Source organism: Amphritea atlantica, from assembly GCA_024397875.1.
Classification (GTDB): Bacteria; Pseudomonadota; Gammaproteobacteria; order Pseudomonadales; family Balneatricaceae; genus Amphritea; species Amphritea atlantica_B.
In genome coordinates this window covers 1,214,948-1,231,774 of record CP073344.1, presented here as the reverse complement: position 1 = coordinate 1,231,774, position 16,827 = coordinate 1,214,948, and the positions used below count along the sequence as shown (strand labels likewise).

Here is a 16,827-nt window from a genome sequence, read left to right as displayed (position 1 = left end):
TATCCCCTGTTTTTTTACAGTTAACCGAAACAACTGAAGATAACGATATAACAGCTAATACACTGAGCCTGACAACAGAAGCAAGACGCACTCTCTAGCCGGGTATCACGAAACCAGATCGACTATCTGAGGTGAATTTTTATGCCGTCATTCCAATGGTTCATGCCAACCAATCTCATTAGCTGTCAACGGCCCGACCACGACATCATTGAGGCTTTGCGGCATCAATAACCAGCCAGGAGAGACTTTTACCCGCCCCGCCATCACCTCAGCCCGAACCTGAGGCAATAGCGGCGCCTGATCCGGATCAGCATATCCCTCTGGATAGAGCGGCTCGTTGGTATCAGGGTTGTATTTGTCCGATGCTCCGAATGTATGCATCAGCTCATGGGCGATAACAAAATTATTTGTCCCCATGTAATCCACACTGGCAAATCCGTTTACCAATCCAATCATCCCCTTTTGCAACCCCAGTGAATGTGACAATTGCTGACTTTCCCGGGGCGAGAAATACCGCAGATAGATTCTCACATCGGGTTCTGGCCCGCTCCAGCTATCATTGCGCCATGACCACCAGCGCATATGAAGACTCCAGAAAATTCGCTCGAATAACGATGCATCCAGCTCAATTTCCGGAGGCTGAAGCAAAAGCGCCGGTGCCAGATAAAACTCGGCGACAGAATCCAGATTTACCTGATAACGGCGACCTTCTCGTTGAAAAAACTGCTCAATGTCATCGAAATGCTCTGCGCTGAGGGCGTTGATGTAAGCCTCAGTATCTCTCCGCCCATCTCCATTGATTGGATATAAAACCACCCAGACAGGCCTGTTCCAGGACTGTATACGGACACTGGTTAGCCAGGCATTCATCGCGACCACAAACAGAACAATAAGTAACAGGGTTATCCGCAGCGTCCGAAACCGGAAGATTCTCAGCATAGTTCCTCCATTATCAATGCTGATCAGAAAACTTTCGAAAGTTCAGTTAAATTCTGCCTGAACAGATCGAAGGGCTAGCCAACTATATCAGTTAAAAGCATAAACAATTAATGAATAACGCAGAGTCTTTCCCACAGCGATGAGCATCAGAGAGAGAAGCAGGTGACACCGGAGCCAACCGGCCGCAAAACAGAGAGGGTCACCAATAACAGGCAACCATGACAAAAACAGCGCGGCGGGGCCAAACCTTTGAATAATAGACAGAGCACGCCGCTGACCTCTCTTTTCTGGCTGCGGCACCGGCCAGCGAATTGCGATCCACCAGCCCATCGCAAACGTCACGATCCCGCCAAGACTGTTGCCAACACTGGCAACTAACAATAACACCTGCGGCTGATATTCAGGCTGCGTCAACAGATACCCCAGCAGTATCTCAGAACCACCCGGCATCAGGGTAGAGGCGATAAAGCTGCTAAGAAACAGCCCCCACAACCCCGGATCAGTCATTGCGGCTGATTACCTGCTCGGTACGCTCCATGTCGGCACGGATACAACGCAATACTCCATACTCATACAGTCCATCCAAAGCGTCGTAAACGGGTTTAAGCGCCACACCGCAGGATGCCATACATTCACACATTATCTGCTGTACCAATTGTAACTGATCGCCACTCAACACCACCACATCGGCCAGACTCAACTGCCCTTCGGCAATGCCATCCGCCAGATGATTGTAGATCACGTTTTCTGACAGATGCTGCTGCCGGGCAACCTGGGCTACTGTCATTCCCGTACGGTAGAGCGTAACAGACTCCTGCACCTGCAGATCTTTATTCTGAGTTTGCTGCTGTTCTGACTGGTACTCTCGAATCAACTCCAGAAACGCATCACCATATAACTCCAGCTTACGTTCACCTATTCCGCTCAGACGCCCCATTTGCTGATGAGTCAATGGACGGTACATCACCATCTCCATCAGCGTAGCATCATGAAAGATCACATAGGGTGGCACATCCTGCTCTTTTGACAGCGTCATCCGCAGACTCTTGAGTGCATTCCACAAACCATAATCCTCCACATCCAGCTTCTGTTGCGGATCATTTCGTTTACGGAACGACTCCTGCTTGCGCTTATCCTGACGCATCTCTATCTGCAGCTCACCTTTCAGTAAAGGGCGACAACTGTCAGTCAGGAAGAGCACGCCGTGACTGTTCCCTGCCACGCTCAGATATCCACGGGCGACCAGTTGCCTGAATACGGAGCGCCATTGATTTCGATCCAGCTCTTTTCCAATACCAAAGGTACTCAGCTGGTGATGCTTAAGCTCCTGCACCCGGTCACTGGCTTTCCCCAGCAGCACTTCGATTATATGATTTACGCCAAACCGCTGACCGCAACGGTATACCGCTGAAAGCGCTTTGCGGGCGGATTCCGTCGCATCCCAGACCGGCACCGGTTCAAGACAGGTATCACAGTTGCCACAGGGCTCGGGCAGGGGCTCGCCAAAATACGTCAGCAGGGTCTGACGCCGACAACTGGTGATCTCACACAACCCCAGCATCGCTTCAAGCTTTTGCCGCTCAATACTTTTATGCAGATCATCCGCCTGCGAACTTTCCAGCATCTGTCGAAGAAAAATAACATCCTGCAACCCGTATACCATCCAGGCATCAGCCGGCAGACCATCACGACCGGCCCGCCCGGTTTCCTGATAATACGCCTCGACACTTTTGGGCAGATCAAGATGAGCGACAAACCGTACATTGGGTTTATCAATACCCATACCAAATGCAACGGTGGCAACCATCAGAATATTTTCTTCGGTGAGAAAGCGGTGTTGATTATGCCGTCGCAGTTCCGCATGCAGTCCGGCATGATAGGGCAGCGCATTAAATCCCTGCTCCTGCAACCACTGCGCCGTGTCTTCCACTTTTTTTCGGGAGAGGCAGTAAACAATACCTGAATCACTGGCATGTTCTGCTTTAAGGAACTTCAGCAACTGCTCTTTAGCCCGGTGTTTCTGTCCGATCCGATAGCGAATATTGGGCCGGTCAAAACCCTGGATGAACTTACGTGCAGCCTGCAACCCGAGCCGCTCACAGATCTCCTCCCGGGTACGCTCATCAGCGGTAGCGGTCAGAGCGATACGCGGCACCCCGGGAAAACACTCCTGCAGGTAGCTCAGCTGCAAGTATTCCGGCCGGAAATCATGCCCCCACTGGGAGACACAGTGCGCTTCATCTATAGCGAACAGAGCCAGTTGACACTCTGATAGCATTTTCAGGGTGCGAGGCTGCAGTAACCGCTCAGGCGCAACGTAGAGAAGATCCAGCGTTCCACTGCGCAACTGATGCTCCACCTCCTGCGCCATGGCGAAATCCATCGACGAATTGAGATAACCTGCGGCTATCCCCCACTGAGACAGAGCCTGGACCTGATCCTGCATCAGTGCAATCAGCGGCGATACCACCACAGCAACACCAGGACGAATCAGTGCAGGCAACTGATAGCAGAGCGATTTTCCGCCGCCAGTAGGCATGACCACCAGCGCATCGCCACCCGCCATCAACGTCTCAATAACGTCCTGCTGCGGCTCACGAAACTGGTCGTATCCGAATATCTGTTTTAGGAGCTGTTGTGCCTTTTCTATCATGGCCGGCATTATCCGGGATGAAACACAGACTGTCATCCAGATTTATCTGATTCAGGCAGATTAACACTACGATCTAAAGCCTTTCGCTGTTAGAATCTGCTCACACTTTCTTAGCCGGACCCGAACCTATGCAAAATGCGATGCTGAATACACCCCTGACTGATGAGGAGCTGGATGAGCTCGAAGCATTTATGTTCTCAGACGCCGTGTCTGAAGACGCTCTGGATCTGGTTGGCACACATGGTTATTTCTGCGCACTGAACATCAGCCCGGTCAAAATCACTGAGAAGCAGTGGCTTCAGGAGCTGTTTGATGGTGTCCCTGAATACAACTCAGAAAAAGAGAAAGCACGCATTGAAGGATTGCTGCGACGCCTGTACTTCAGCATTGGCAGCGATCTTTACAACGATCAGGATATGCTGCTGCCCTGCGAACTGACACTGGAAACTGAAGAAGATGAAGAGCAAAGCCCGCTAACCAGTTGGGCTCAGGCCTTCATGGAAGCCGTATTCCTGAAAGAGGACGAATGGTTTAACCACCAGGCAGAAGAAGAAGTCGCTGAGCTGATGCTGCCAATCATGATCGCTTCAGAACTGTTTGAAGATGAAGAGTTTGTCAAAATGCGCGCCGACACTAAGCTTTGCGATGAGATGTGCCGCACCATTCCGGAGCTGCTGGTCGATCTTTATCTGCTATTCCACGCGCCAGCTGACAAAAAGTAACCCCGACACCCTCGGTTACACAACAAAAAGCCCGCCGATCAGCAGCGGGCTTTTTTACGCCAGCAAAACGCTCCGATTACACTTATCGCACAATCCGCGCAGTTGACCCCTGACGCAGAACCCGAACCCGCTCACCGGGCTGAAAGAAGCCATCACTGTCAACCTCCTGAACGACAGAGATCGTCCTGCCACTTTCAAGGGTAACCGTGATCTCCTGCCCCTGCTTTCGGGTAGAGTTCTCTTCAATTTTCTGCCCCACAATACCGCCAGCGACGGCCCCCATAACAGAGGCAATACTGCTGCCTTTACCGCCACCAACAGTACTGCCGGCGATACCACCCACTATAGCGCCGGCACCGGCCCCCAGAGGGCTGTCAGTCCGGCCTTCTATCACGACAGGCTTAACCGCCTCGACCCAGGCAAATTCAACATTCTGAACCTTTCGCGCCTCACTCCGGGAATAGGTATCACCACTCAGCGACGAAGCACAGCCCTGCAACATCAGCACGGCTGCTGCAAAAATAACAATAATAGTTTTATTCATAAGTCAGTCCTGAAAACCGTTGTAATGTTATAGGCTAAGTATAACCTGACATGCTTAATCCAAGCAGTGATCCTCTTATACCAGATTCGTGCCTCTGCACAAATCCTGCAGGGGTAGTGTCAGTATAATTTTCCCTGCCTTAACGGATCTTTAACAACACCTGACAGATCAGTGACCAACAGACCTCTTTAAACTTCTGTGACCACGGCCGCTGACGCCACTGAGCATATAAAACTTCATGACTGCGTGTCATATCACTGATAAGCAACTGTTCGACAGCTCGGGTCAGTTTCGGTTCCACCACTTCCAGGTTGGCTTCCAGGTTCCAGCGCAGATTCCAGTGATCCAGGTTACAGGATCCTGCAGAAATCCAGTTGTCACACAACCCAAGCTTGGTATGCAGGAATGAGGGCTGATACTCAAATATCCGCACACCCGATTGCAATAGCCGCCGGTAATAGCGCTTCGAGGCGTGATACACCCAGGGATGATCCGTATCAGGCCCTGCGACAATGAGCCGCACATCAACACCCCGCAGGGCCGCACGACGCAGACTCCTGCGCACTGAAAAGGCGGGGAGAAAATACGCCGTTGCCAGCCAGACACGATCGCTCGCCCGATTCATGCGAAACACAAAGCTGCGCTTTATCTGCTGTACTTTCAACCCCTCCACCTCTGTCACTCTCGCCAACGCCCCTCCCAGACGCGTATTGTCCGGTGGACTGATTGCTGGCATAGCACCACCTGACTTAAGCCATTGCCTGGCAAACAACTGCACCATATCGGCGACTACCCGCCCCTGAACCTGCAACATCACTTCATGCCAGGCGGGTACAGCTTTTTCATGCCTGGAACGAAGGTATTCATCACTGATCCCGGTTCCACCGATAAAGCCTGTCTGTTGATCAGCAATCAGCAGCTTACGATGATCTCTGGCCAGATTAGCTGCCATCTTAAACAAACTGATCGGGTTATAACGCCTGACATGCACACCCGCGTGCTCAAGCCTTTGACTGTCCTGCTGACTAAATCTTCTGCCGCCAAAATCATCGATCAGCCAGCAAACCTGAACACCCCGCTGCGCGGCACAGATAAGCGCATTGATAAAGCGGTCAGCTACTGCGCCTGAGCTGACCATATAAAACTCCAGCAACAGAGAGTGACGAGCCTCATTTATCTCCTGAAGCATCCGGGGAATAAACTGGGTTCCCTCCACCAGAAGCTCAACCCGATTACCTCCGGACCAGCGATACCTGCCTGCCATACGCAGCTCCCTTTACTGTTAATTCAGCACCACGATCAGTGCTGATGCTGACCGTATAAACGGGCATAGAGTCCGTTCTGCTGCAGCAGCTCATCATGATCCCCTTGCTCTGCTACCTGACCATCTTCAAACACATAGACATGATCAGCCTGTTTTACAGCACTCAAACGGTGAGCAACAATGATGGTGGTACGCCCCCGCAAAAAACTCGCCAGATCGCGGTGCAGATTAAACTCCGTCTCCGCATCCAGCGCAGAGGTTGCCTCATCCAGAATCACCACTTTCGGGTCAGTCAGCACCATCCTGGCAATCGCCAGCCGTTGCCGCTGCCCTCCTGATAACCTGACGCCCTGACGCCCCACCATCGTATCCAGACCACTATCAAGGTGGCGCACAAAAGGTTCCAGCTGCGCCACCGCCAAAGCCTGCCAGAGCTGTTGATCAGTATATTCGCGCCCAAGCGTCAGATTACCCCGGACTGAATCATTAAACAGCGCCGGATGCTGCAACACCGTGGCGACATTTTCCCGCACCCGATCCAGACCGATCTGCTCAACGGGCACCCCACCAAACAACACCCGCCCCCGCTTCGACTGATACAACCCCAGCAACACCTGCACCAGAGTTGATTTCCCCCCGCCACTGGCCCCCACCAGAGCAATCTTCTGACCCTCATCTATTTTCAGCGACAGACCCCGCAGTACCTCCTGCCCATCGATATAGCTGAAATGGATATCCTGAAGTTCTATGGCAACCGTTGTTCTATCCTTAAACGGGTTTTTCAGGTGGGGGTAGTCAGGCTCTTCATCCAGCTCAACCAGCCGGTTAATACGCTGTAAAGCCGCTTTCGCCCCATAAAAAGCATACTGAATTCCCAATACCTCCTGCACCGGCCCCATCATAAACCAGAGATAGCCAAATACAGCCATCATCTGACCAATACTGAGATCGGAAAACACCACCATCCCCATCGACAGCGCCCGGAACATATCAAAACCAACCAGGAACACCATAAAACTAAAGCGATTGGCCGCCTCGCTGCGCCATTCAAACCGGGTGGAGTGATCTCGCAGCGAGCGGGCATCACCGATCAGCCCCTGGAGATAGTGATTTTCCCGGTTGGCTGCACGAATCTGATAGATCGCCTCGAGCACCTCGGTGAGACTACCCTGAAACTGTTCGTAGGCCCGGTTTTCGCGTTTTTTCAGTTCTTTAACCTGCTTACCAATGGTCATCGTCAGCCAGACAACCAGCGGGTTAAGTAACAAGATAAACAGCGCCAGCTGCCAGTTCATCCAGACCAGCACCACAGCGGTTCCGATAATGGTCAGCAGTGCGATCAGCAAGCGACTGACCGAAGCACCAACGAAGCGGTCAACGGTATCCAGATCAGTAATAAAGTGGGAGCTGACCGAACCACTCCCCAGTGACTCATACTCAGCCATTGAGATCCGTTTCAGTCGCTGCAGCAATCCGGCCCGGATACGATAGATAACCTCTTTCGCAATAATGGAAAACTGCCGCCCCTGCCAGACATTAAACACCAGAGCCGCAGCCCTCAGCACAATGGTCAGTATCAGTATTGCGGTAATGTATAGCACCGGCCCCTGCCAGCCCTGAGGAAAAACAGCGTTACACCAGCTTACCAGCGTTCCCGGCTGATTAAGCAGCACCTCATCCACCAGCATCGGCATTAACAGCGGCAGCGGCACACTGGCACAGGTTGCCAACAGGGCAATCAGGTTAGCCTTTATCAATAAAGGCCGGTATTCCAGCGCAACACTGAAAATATATCGCCAGTTATAATGAGGCTGATCCATAACGAGGGGCACACTCCCTGAGAGTCATTTCGGTTAGTCTGTATATACGAAGTTTAGCCAGATTCAGACGACTACTGCAGACGACAGAGACAAAAAAACCGCTAATGCGGTTTTTTTGTCTGCTATCTGACGCTGTCCAGACCAGAGAAATAAAGCCCGGCCGGCTCAATGATCACCTTTCGAGCCACCCATGCAGTTGGGCGACTGAGGGATTTCACCGTTCTGTTGCTGCCACTCTGCGGCAGTATACAGATGCAGCGCCAGCGCATGGATCGGGTTATTCATCAGTTCAGAAAGCGCCCCATAGACCAACTGATGGCGGGCAACCGGTCGCTTACCGGCAAAATCATCCGCCACAACAGCCAGCTTAAAATGACTTTCCGTTGCCGGACCACTGTGCATATGACTCTCATTTTCAATCACCAGATGCTGCAAGGCCAGTGCCTGCCCCAGACGCTGCTCTATCTCTGTCGCTATACTCATATAAATCCTGACTCTATCAATGGTCTGCCGAATCGGCAGCCAGCTTACTGAATTTGGAATGAATCCGCCGGGTAATCAGCGCCACAGCAATAATGACCAGTGGCATAGCGATTCCCAGCGAGAGACTCTTATTGATATCTAACCCCTGATCATACAGCACACCGATGAAAATCTTTACCAAACCGATAGCGTAATAACTGATCGCTGCCACGGAAAGCCCTTCAACCGTATGCTGCATCATCAGCTGAATTTGTGAGCGCCGGTCCATTGAACTTAACAACTCCTGATTCTGTCCCTGAATCGACAGCTCAACCTGGGTACGCAACATATCGCTGACCCGGTCTATTCTGCGTGACAGATCTTCAAGGCGTCCCGCGGTTGCCTTACAGGTGCGCACCGCCGGAATCATTCGCCGGGTAATAAACTCCTGCAATGTCAGGTGACCAGACACTTCGTCTTCCCGCAGATCCGCAAGACGCTGCATCACCAGATCCTGATAGGCATTAGTGGCATTAAAGCGAAACGTAGAACTGGCGCGATAGGCCTCAACCCGCGCGGCGAGATGGGTCAGCCGACTAAGCAACTGTCGCTCATCGCGACAATTGGCATCATCATACTGTTCGCTGGAGAGAATCTGTGTCAGCTCAGCCAACTGCTGATCCATCTGCTGTAGTTGCGGACCGATTGAGCGAGCCATCGGTAACCCCATCAGGGTCATCAGCCGATAGGATTCGATCTCCAGAAGCCGCTGAATCAAACGTCCCAACTGACTGTCACTCATCTCCCGGTTATAGATCAGGAACCGGCCAAAGCCGTCACTGTGCATCCGGTAACTGGTCCACACCTGCGCAGCCCCCTGTGAAGGCTGACTACCCACCAGACGCATCGCTTCGAAGTGGCTTTTTACCTCGGGAATAGTGGGTTCACCAATTTTACGAACATCTTCTACCGACATATGAAAGGCCGCCACAACCTCACCACAGATACCGTTCAGCCACCCTTCCGGCAGATGGCTGATGCCGGTTTCAGCAAATGGATCACGATGATGCCCACCGAGCCAGATAAAAGTATAGGAGACAAACTCCATATGCTTTTCACGCCGCACCTTAAGCTTATCAAACTGCTGCTGAAAGCACGGCTCATCCTGCTCCGGCACCCGACCACCCAGCATTTCACAAAGCTGCTGCAGGTGACGGAACTGTTCATCTTTCTGCGCTTCACTACACAGCACTGAAAGATGAGAAATCCGGGCAGGACTGGGAATAACCTGAAACGGTCTTGAGTGCATCTCTTCGTAGAGAGATTCTCTCATTGAATGCATTTCAAGCCGAAGATTGGCAGTGACAGACATCAAACTTCCTGATTTCTATTAACGATGCACTATTGTTAGCGAAACCAGTCATTTAAAGCAACTCTACTGAATACCCGCGACAAAAGAACCCTGTCAATCCTCCAATGGAGCCAGCATCAGAGGCGTCTGCAACAGATCTACCGCCATCACCTGAGGCGTGACATCAAACCATTCGAGAAACATATCCAGCGTTCTGTCCCGGGGCCAGTGATCACCAAATTCATCCCAGGCGGCCAGTTCATTAGCGAATATTTTTTCACAATGTAACGCTAACTGCTGAGAGACATCGGCTTCGCTCTGAAACTCTTCGGTAAGATAGACACTGCCTTCGGCGCGATGCTCCTCCAGCGTCATTGACTGATTCAGTTCATCCTGCTGCAGATTGGCCCAGTCAACAAATGGCTGACGCGGCAAAACGGCAAATCCGGAACGGTTGATCAGTTTCATAGAGGCTTCTCCCGACTTCAGCTAAACTAGTGGCCAGCATTATAACCTCAGCCCCCGAGATGTGAATGAATATCCGTTGCCTGCCCCACCTGAACACCAAACAAGCCTGGCTTGATTTCTGTAAGCGAGAAGTGCCTTCCTGCTTTACCGAGCAGCCGGAAGCGATGGTGGATTTTCAGACAACCTATCTGATGATTACAGTGCTGGACAACAATACCCGACATGGCAAGCAGGCCATTAAATACAGTCTCGGTTCTCGCAGCTCGCTGAAACCCGCCTGGAAATTTATTCAGGCCTGCGATTTTAATCTGCAGATGATGATTGATGGCCTGGCGGAGATTAACTTCGATGGAAATGTGCGGGATAACTCGCTGCTGAAGGCGCATACCGAGCTGACCGTACGCAAGTTTTTCTCTAAAGACCGATCGATTATCTCGCCCGGAAACCTTGGCCCGATGAGACCACTCACTGAACCGCCTTCCCCCTGGACGCTGCAACACCTCGCTCGCCTATTGGCGAATGATCAGTTCCGGGATTTACGGACAGAACAGCTTGCGCTACCCAACAATGACCAGGTGATGGTGGAGTTCAGAGGCATTCCTACTCCCGGGGCCCGGGAGATACTGGCCGGAATCATTAATCAACCCGAACAGTGGCAGGTTCGGCCACACCCGAATGATACTGACCGGTTGATTGTTTTGCGACAGAATACCCCGCTGTGCAGCTTAGCAGCGGACTTTAAACTACCTGAAGCAAAACTGGCCCAACGGGGAACCCGCTGGGCCAGCTCAGTCTGATTGAATTACTACGCTGCTATCAGGCCGGTATCAGCCCCTCAACATCTTCGCCACTCTCTTCGTCTTCAGGCTTGCCGATCAGACGATAAGGGTTATCCGAGTTCAGCAGCTCCTTACCGTTTTTAGTCGGAAACTCCACATCGATATCGACAATACGTCCGTCACGACAGACGTTGATAATGGTATCCATGGTAGTCGCCATCAGCGAGTATTTATCATCGGGAGCCGCAATCAGCGTCTGCAGTCCCAGATCACTCATAAAGCCCAGTGAGGTTACGGTGTTTTCGGCATCGAGCTTATTGAACGCTTCATCGAATACTGACAAGCTAATGCCCCCCAGCGTCACACCATCGATACTCTCCCGCAGTCGGTAGGTTGCCCCCATCGCTGCGGCGATCGCCACATAAAAAGGCACCTGATGCTCACCACCGGAACCGGTTTTAATCCGCTGAGTCAGGGTTGTCTTACGATTCCCCTCAAGATCTTTAACCACTAACTCAAAATTATAGAAGTTACGGTAATCCTGCAGCAGACTGCTTTCCCCCTCATCTTTAAGCACCTCATGAATCTTGGCCAGTGCATCCTGATGGGGACGTTTTTCATCATATTTGAAATCAAACAGTGAACCGACATTCGCCTGATCCATCCGAGTGTAGGCCTCTACCAGCTCAAGAATATCCTTGAGTTCCGGATTGGGCATCATCTCGAAGCTGTACATTTCACGATGGAATGGGCGGTTTTTCAGGTGGGCATTCAACTCCCGGATAAGCTCTTTAATCTTATCGATCTGATCTTTCAGGTGCGCTACAAAATCAGAGCGGAATGAGGTCTCCGCTTCCAGTCTCGCCCGCTCAGCCTTCTCAGTATATTCAGCCAGCTCGCTGTCACGCAGCGACTGAATAGTATCATCAACAAACTGCGCTAACTGCGCGTGAGTAGAATCCTCACTCACCTTATCCAGCTCCTGATGACTCAGGCCGGAACCATGATAGCGCGCCTTATATTGGGCGACACCGTCACGCACGGTATTCTTTTTACGCTCCACCAGGCTCAGTTCAGACTGTGCCTTCTTAGCCGATTCAAAGATAATTCTGTCCAGATCACCGGAACAGGACTCATCCATATAATCTCGCTTTTCCTGAGCAGACTGTGCATCAAAATTAGCGTCGGCTTCGCATTTTGCTCTGGCAGCTGCATGCTCTTCCAGTTCATTATCCAGCACCTCAAGCGAGGCGTTGTCTTTGATCAGGCTGGTACGGGTCGACTGAAGCTTATCCATCAGCTTCTTCTGTGCATCCTGAGCCGCTTTCTGCGCATCAACCAGCTCAGTAATCCGCGCGTGTATGCCACTGTCATCCTGATTACGCAGATCGGTAATACCCTGACGATAGCCGTCAATCTCAGTTTGCAGCATCTCCCGCTGATTCACCAGATCGAAGGTACGCTCGGTAACGCCGGTCAGCGCAGCAGTCATGCGAATCAGGTTTTCGCGTAAACTATCGAGTGCTTCATGGTCTTTATTCAGTGCACTGAACTCAGCCATCATCTGCTCAACCTGACGATCCTGCTGCTGCAACTGATGCTGACGGCGGCCTCCGCCACTGCCCATCATCGGCGCTTCTTCACGAATCGAGGTCGTCGTCCCCTCTGTCTGCAGCATGCAGTCATAGGTCAGCGCCCGCTCCTGTTTCAGCAGTTCACTCTCAGTTTCAACCGCCATCACCCCGCCCAGGGCACGATTCATATAGGCCTGAGCATCATCACTCTGGCAGTCGACAAACTGCGCCAGCGAGCCGGGTTTGGAACGGTTGAGCCATTCATGGGATTTGGTGGTGTTAACCACCCGACAGCCCTTCAGATGACGCCCTTTACGGCGATACAGCGTGATCGCCTCTTTAACCCGGTCAGGATCGACAATCAGCGCTTCCCGACGGGCGCCGAGGAAACTCTCAATGGCAATACGCCACTTCTCATCGTTAATATCCACCAGCTCACAGATCGGCGTAGATTCGATACCGTAATCCTTGAGCAGTTGCATCAGCTCACGGGTATTACGTCGCAGCGGCGCACGCCCCTCTTTCAGCTGCTCAACCGCACTTTTCTGACTCTGAATTTCACTGCGCAACTCATTCATGCGGATAACGGAAGATTCAAACCGGCGGGCGATCTCACGGCGTACCGAGTCGACCGATTCTTTCAACCGATTTAAATTGTTATCAACATCCACCGGTGCCTGCGGCCAGGCTTCCGCCATCATATCCTCACCGGAGCGCCACAAATCAACAGAGTCTTTGACCACCGGAATAAAATTCTCTGGCAGATATTGCTGATAGTTGGCAAAACTGACAGCGGAGCGCAGCAGGGCATAGACATGCTGAATTTTTTCTTTGACCACATTCAGCTCATGCTGACGGGCATTAATTGAATTCTCCAGCGCCTTAACCTTATGCGCGCTGTCGGTATTATTCAGCTCCGCACGGGTGTTAGCCAGGGACTGCATGATCTCATTGAGCTGTTCGCTCTTGGTTTCCAGATCCCCCTGCAGAGTCGTCTCTTTCTCCTGATTAAGCTCGAGACGCTCTCCCGCTTCCTCTTTTTTCAGGTCCGCGTGCTCAAACCGGGTTTCGTGCACCACCCATTCATACTCAACTGAGTTTTTAACGTTACGGTCGATCCCTTTGCACTGTTCCTGAACCTTTTCCAGTTCAACGATGCGGTTGTAAACCTCCCGGGTTTTCTGCTCCATCGCCCGGTATTCATCGAGGGACTTACGGAACGCCCCCACATGAACTATATTTTCATCCAGCACAAACTCACGGATAAACCGGGTTGGGCTATTGATCGGCACAAATTTCAGCGCATTACGGAAGTTTTTGACGAACTTCTCGTCATCGTTAGGCATCTGCTGATCATAGCTGAGCTCGGTCACCAGCTCACGGATAAAGCGATTAGCACGTTTTTCCAACTTCATCTCAGGACACTGTTTTAGCAAATTCTCGCGTACCACAGGCCACTCTTTTGGCAACCGGCCGCCATCCTGTTTGATGGTGAAGTCTTCCAGCGTAACGGAGAAATCAGGCAGTATAAAACGCCCGAGAACGTCCTCTTCCGGTAAGGAAAGAGAGGCACTGATCGCCAGTCCGACACAGGTCTCTTTACCGGTTTCAGTATCAAAAAAGCTCAGGGCGATATAACTGACTGAATCCTGTCGGGCATTCTCTTTCTTGCCCAGATCGTCCATGAAACCCAGACAATAGGTTCGCAGGCTCCGTTCACTCTTCTCGCCGGCACTGGCGTTAAAGCTGAGGTATTTTTTATTACCACCCATCAATACGGTCTGAATCGCATCCAGTAACGAAGATTTACCAGATCCGTTAGGGCCGATAACCGCCACATTGCCTTTAATCGGAATCTCAACTGCACCCAGAACATACCAGTTCACCAGCACCATACGGTTAAGCTGTTTCATCAGTTTGTCTCCTCTGGTGCAGCCAGCACGTTGTTTAGTTGTGGTTCAGCGTCAGCGTCCGGTGCAGCACTCACCCCGTCTTCAGCTTTTTCAACATCCCCCTCAGATTCCCCGGCAACAACGTCGTCAGCGGGTGCATCATCCGCTTCAGCCTCATCTGGCTCTGCAGCATTCTCACTGGCCACCACAGCGACTTTCGCAGGCAGTTCCTCATCCCGCTCTTCGCACAACGCTTCCAACTGACCGATATAGTCCTCTACCACAACCTGACGAATCGCCGGATTGATGGTTAACGGAATATTTTTAGGATCGGTTTCATGGGGTTTACCCCGCTCAATTACACCGTGACGACTGAACAGCGATAACAACTCTTTCAGACGGGTTTCATTGGGAATCTCCCGTCCGGTGAGGTTTTCATACAGGGTAAGTAACTCATCGGTACTGATGTAGGCACGTCCGGCCTCAACATCAAAAGATTCCAGTTTCTGCTCATATTGCTGGCGCAGACAGAGCAAAAACAGTGACTCATCCAGTTTAAGACGCATAAAGCGCTCTTCACCTTTGGGCAAAATTCCCAGGTAGGCTTCATCCGGCTGGTAGATCAGTGTCCAGCCGATGGCGGCAAAGAGGTTCACAAAGTAATCCACATGGGATGCAACCAGGAAATAACTGTCACGGTGCCCGGAACGCTCAGCATAGAGAAACTGGTTCACCAGCAGCATATTGGCGGCCCGGACGAAATCCTCTTCCTGATACTGATCGCTGCGACCGATGATTTTCTGCAGATCACCCAGCATTATACTTTCCTCTGAATACTGAAATCGCGACACTCAACCATATCCGCGACATTGACATATTTATCTTCAAACTTAATCTCATACTTATTAGCCGTTCCGCGCCCCTTCTTACCCAGCGAACGCATATGCCGCAGATAACTGAAACAGATGTAATCCTCGATACACTCAATGGTGAAATCGGTGGCTTTAATCTGCTTTTTATCAATCAGGTGACGCTCAACGTAGAGTTCAATATTCTCCGGCTTCACCTCCCGGCGCGCCTTGTAGTCCTTGAACAGCTGTCGCAGCTCCAGAACCCGCGGATCGATCTCCACCGGACGAATCACCCGGGGTTTAGTTTCAACCCGGCGCCGAACCGGTGAACGCACACTGCCAGGCGCGATAAACGCAACACTTTCAAGCGTATTGATGTGCGGTATTGAGCGGGAATCCAGCTTGGACACATCACTGATCAGACGGGACAACCGGGAACTCATCCCCGGTGTCGTCTTATCCATGTAGCGGACGGTATCAGCCACCCGTTTTTCCAGCCGGTAGCGGAAATCATCGATGGTTGCCAGTCGCTGATCCACCGATTCAAAGATACGGATAATCCGGTTGATATGGCTGTGAACCATCGCCTCAGCATCGGCAAAATTGAGCTCGAACTGCTCCTGATAATGTTTCGACAGTTTTTCCACTTTGAGCGGATCAAACTGCAGATCCCGCAGCATGGTCAGAATCTGACGCCGGAAGCGGAACGGGTTATTCTTGGTTTTCAGGGTCTTGTAGTCGGACACCAGAATGTGAGCAACAAACCGGTCGAAGAAACTGCGAACAATCTCCTGCGGGTTGGATGTCGCCGCCAGACTGATCTTCAGCTCACGCAGCCCCAGCATCATATCGGTAAGGTGAGCACTGAAATCTGCAGCGGTCTGAGCCGCTTCCTGCAAAGTGATACCCCGCCCGGCAGGATCACTAATGGCTGACTCCAGTGAACTGAGCACATTGAGCACGGCGCCGCCATAGCTGCGCTTTTCCAACTCATTGATACCAACTAACGTGCGCAACAGATAACTGATCGCCGGAGATAACAGCACGAAGGTACGGTAGATCCGCTGCTCCTCTTCCAGCCAGCCAGTTTCAACCAGCCGGCGGTAGATTCGGCTGGTATATTCCGCCGTTGAACGGGGCAGCTCCTGGCGGTCTGCATCAGACTCACCCTCTTCAGGTTCCCAGCGACGTACGCCCAGGCGCACGACCGTGTCCTCAATACAAGAGCGGACCAGGTCTTTAGGAACGAACGGATCGACAAGGTCTTCATCGAAGAACTGATCAGCCAGATCCAGCAGGACCGCCTCGTAGATATGTTTATTCTGTCCGGAAAAAGGGACAAAAATTGTTTCGGGAAGCTTTTTGAAAAGCATCTCAGCTAAAATCTCCGGGCACGCTGTCTGGAAAATATGGATCTGGATAGACGTGAAAAAGGTGTAAAGCGGGTCCGCCCCGTTCTCTGAAGATGCCACAGCCTCCAGAGGCGCGCTGCGCTGTTCACACTCATT

At 51.7% G+C, this 16,827-nt stretch carries 14 protein-coding genes; 2 read left to right on the top strand and 12 right to left on the bottom strand.

Going from position 1 to position 16,827, the window contains the following annotated elements; all coding sequences use genetic code 11:
* Positions 1-147: 147 nt before the first annotated feature.
* From KDX31_05475 to recQ, 3 genes are all read right to left on the bottom strand, one after another.
* A complete protein-coding gene (locus KDX31_05475) occupies positions 148-939 on the bottom strand; it encodes a hypothetical protein (protein ID UTW04455.1) in 792 nt (263 codons plus the stop codon).
* 87 nt (positions 940-1,026) lie between these two features.
* Complete coding sequence (locus tag KDX31_05470) at positions 1,027-1,446, bottom strand: DedA family protein (protein ID UTW04454.1); 420 nt, start codon at positions 1,444-1,446, stop codon at positions 1,027-1,029.
* A complete protein-coding gene (gene recQ, locus KDX31_05465; GenBank protein UTW04453.1) occupies positions 1,439-3,592 on the bottom strand; it encodes a DNA helicase RecQ in 2,154 nt (717 codons plus the stop codon). Before recQ ends, KDX31_05470 begins: the two co-directional genes overlap by 8 nt.
* Before the next feature lie 128 nt (positions 3,593-3,720).
* Here recQ and KDX31_05460 point away from each other — a divergent pair, with 128 nt between their 5' ends.
* Positions 3,721-4,314 carry a YecA family protein gene (locus KDX31_05460; GenBank protein ID UTW04452.1) on the top strand — a complete coding sequence of 198 codons (594 nt, stop codon included), beginning with the start codon at positions 3,721-3,723 and terminating at the stop codon, positions 4,312-4,314.
* Positions 4,315-4,396: 82 nt separating this feature from the next.
* On the opposite strand, the gene KDX31_05455 is transcribed toward KDX31_05460, so the two are convergent.
* From KDX31_05455 to KDX31_05430, 6 genes are all read right to left on the bottom strand, one after another.
* On the bottom strand, positions 4,397-4,858 hold the full coding sequence (locus KDX31_05455; protein UTW04451.1) for a glycine zipper 2TM domain-containing protein: 462 nt from the start codon (positions 4,856-4,858) through the stop codon (positions 4,397-4,399).
* A gap of 139 nt (positions 4,859-4,997) precedes the next feature.
* Positions 4,998-6,122, bottom strand: a complete 1,125-nt coding sequence (locus KDX31_05450) for a cardiolipin synthase B (GenBank protein ID UTW04450.1) — start codon at positions 6,120-6,122, stop codon at positions 4,998-5,000.
* 35 nt (positions 6,123-6,157) lie between these two features.
* A complete protein-coding gene (locus tag KDX31_05445) occupies positions 6,158-7,942 on the bottom strand; it encodes an ABC transporter ATP-binding protein (GenBank protein UTW04449.1) in 1,785 nt (594 codons plus the stop codon).
* Positions 7,943-8,107: 165 nt separating this feature from the next.
* Complete coding sequence (locus tag KDX31_05440; GenBank protein ID UTW04448.1) at positions 8,108-8,425, bottom strand: BolA family transcriptional regulator; 318 nt, start codon at positions 8,423-8,425, stop codon at positions 8,108-8,110.
* Positions 8,426-8,441: 16 nt separating this feature from the next.
* Positions 8,442-9,776 (bottom strand): DUF3422 domain-containing protein, encoded by a 1,335-nt coding sequence (locus KDX31_05435; protein ID UTW04447.1) that lies wholly within the window; start codon positions 9,774-9,776, stop codon positions 8,442-8,444.
* 93 nt (positions 9,777-9,869) lie between these two features.
* Entirely contained in the window at positions 9,870-10,223 is a 354-nt protein-coding gene (locus KDX31_05430) for a hypothetical protein (GenBank protein ID UTW04446.1), read from the bottom strand.
* 65 nt (positions 10,224-10,288) lie between these two features.
* Here KDX31_05430 and KDX31_05425 point away from each other — a divergent pair, with 65 nt between their 5' ends.
* A complete protein-coding gene (locus KDX31_05425; protein ID UTW04445.1) occupies positions 10,289-11,020 on the top strand; it encodes a hypothetical protein in 732 nt (243 codons plus the stop codon).
* Between the two features lie 19 nt (positions 11,021-11,039).
* On the opposite strand, the gene KDX31_05420 is transcribed toward KDX31_05425, so the two are convergent.
* The 3 genes from KDX31_05420 to KDX31_05410 are packed head-to-tail and all read right to left on the bottom strand — an operon-like array spanning position 11,040 to position 16,692.
* Complete coding sequence (locus KDX31_05420) at positions 11,040-14,489, bottom strand: AAA family ATPase (protein UTW04444.1); 3,450 nt, start codon at positions 14,487-14,489, stop codon at positions 11,040-11,042.
* Positions 14,489-15,286 (bottom strand): DUF4194 domain-containing protein, encoded by a 798-nt coding sequence (locus KDX31_05415; GenBank protein ID UTW04443.1) that lies wholly within the window; start codon positions 15,284-15,286, stop codon positions 14,489-14,491. Before KDX31_05415 ends, KDX31_05420 begins: the two co-directional genes overlap by 1 nt.
* A complete protein-coding gene (locus KDX31_05410; GenBank protein UTW04442.1) occupies positions 15,286-16,692 on the bottom strand; it encodes a hypothetical protein in 1,407 nt (468 codons plus the stop codon). Before KDX31_05410 ends, KDX31_05415 begins: the two co-directional genes overlap by 1 nt.
* Between the last annotated feature and the right edge of the window lie 135 nt (positions 16,693-16,827).

What these genes read in the sequence shown, in the direction of transcription:
- KDX31_05475 (UTW04455.1), bottom strand. Translation starts at nt 939, where the DNA reads ATGCTGAGAATCTTCCGGTTTCGGACGCTGCGGATAACCCTGTTACTT.
- KDX31_05470 (UTW04454.1), bottom strand. Translation starts at nt 1,446, where the DNA reads ATGACTGATCCGGGGTTGTGGGGGCTGTTTCTTAGCAGCTTTATCGCC.
- recQ (UTW04453.1), bottom strand. Translation starts at nt 3,592, where the DNA reads ATGATAGAAAAGGCACAACAGCTCCTAAAACAGATATTCGGATACGAC.
- KDX31_05460 (UTW04452.1), top strand. Translation starts at nt 3,721, where the DNA reads ATGCAAAATGCGATGCTGAATACACCCCTGACTGATGAGGAGCTGGAT.
- KDX31_05455 (UTW04451.1), bottom strand. Translation starts at nt 4,858, where the DNA reads ATGAATAAAACTATTATTGTTATTTTTGCAGCAGCCGTGCTGATGTTG.
- KDX31_05450 (UTW04450.1), bottom strand. Translation starts at nt 6,122, where the DNA reads ATGGCAGGCAGGTATCGCTGGTCCGGAGGTAATCGGGTTGAGCTTCTG.
- KDX31_05445 (UTW04449.1), bottom strand. Translation starts at nt 7,942, where the DNA reads ATGGATCAGCCTCATTATAACTGGCGATATATTTTCAGTGTTGCGCTG.
- KDX31_05440 (UTW04448.1), bottom strand. Translation starts at nt 8,425, where the DNA reads ATGAGTATAGCGACAGAGATAGAGCAGCGTCTGGGGCAGGCACTGGCC.
- KDX31_05435 (UTW04447.1), bottom strand. Translation starts at nt 9,776, where the DNA reads ATGTCTGTCACTGCCAATCTTCGGCTTGAAATGCATTCAATGAGAGAA.
- KDX31_05430 (UTW04446.1), bottom strand. Translation starts at nt 10,223, where the DNA reads ATGAAACTGATCAACCGTTCCGGATTTGCCGTTTTGCCGCGTCAGCCA.
- KDX31_05425 (UTW04445.1), top strand. Translation starts at nt 10,289, where the DNA reads ATGAATATCCGTTGCCTGCCCCACCTGAACACCAAACAAGCCTGGCTT.
- KDX31_05420 (UTW04444.1), bottom strand. Translation starts at nt 14,489, where the DNA reads ATGAAACAGCTTAACCGTATGGTGCTGGTGAACTGGTATGTTCTGGGT.
- KDX31_05415 (UTW04443.1), bottom strand. Translation starts at nt 15,286, where the DNA reads ATGCTGGGTGATCTGCAGAAAATCATCGGTCGCAGCGATCAGTATCAG.
- KDX31_05410 (UTW04442.1), bottom strand. Translation starts at nt 16,692, where the DNA reads ATGCTTTTCAAAAAGCTTCCCGAAACAATTTTTGTCCCTTTTTCCGGA.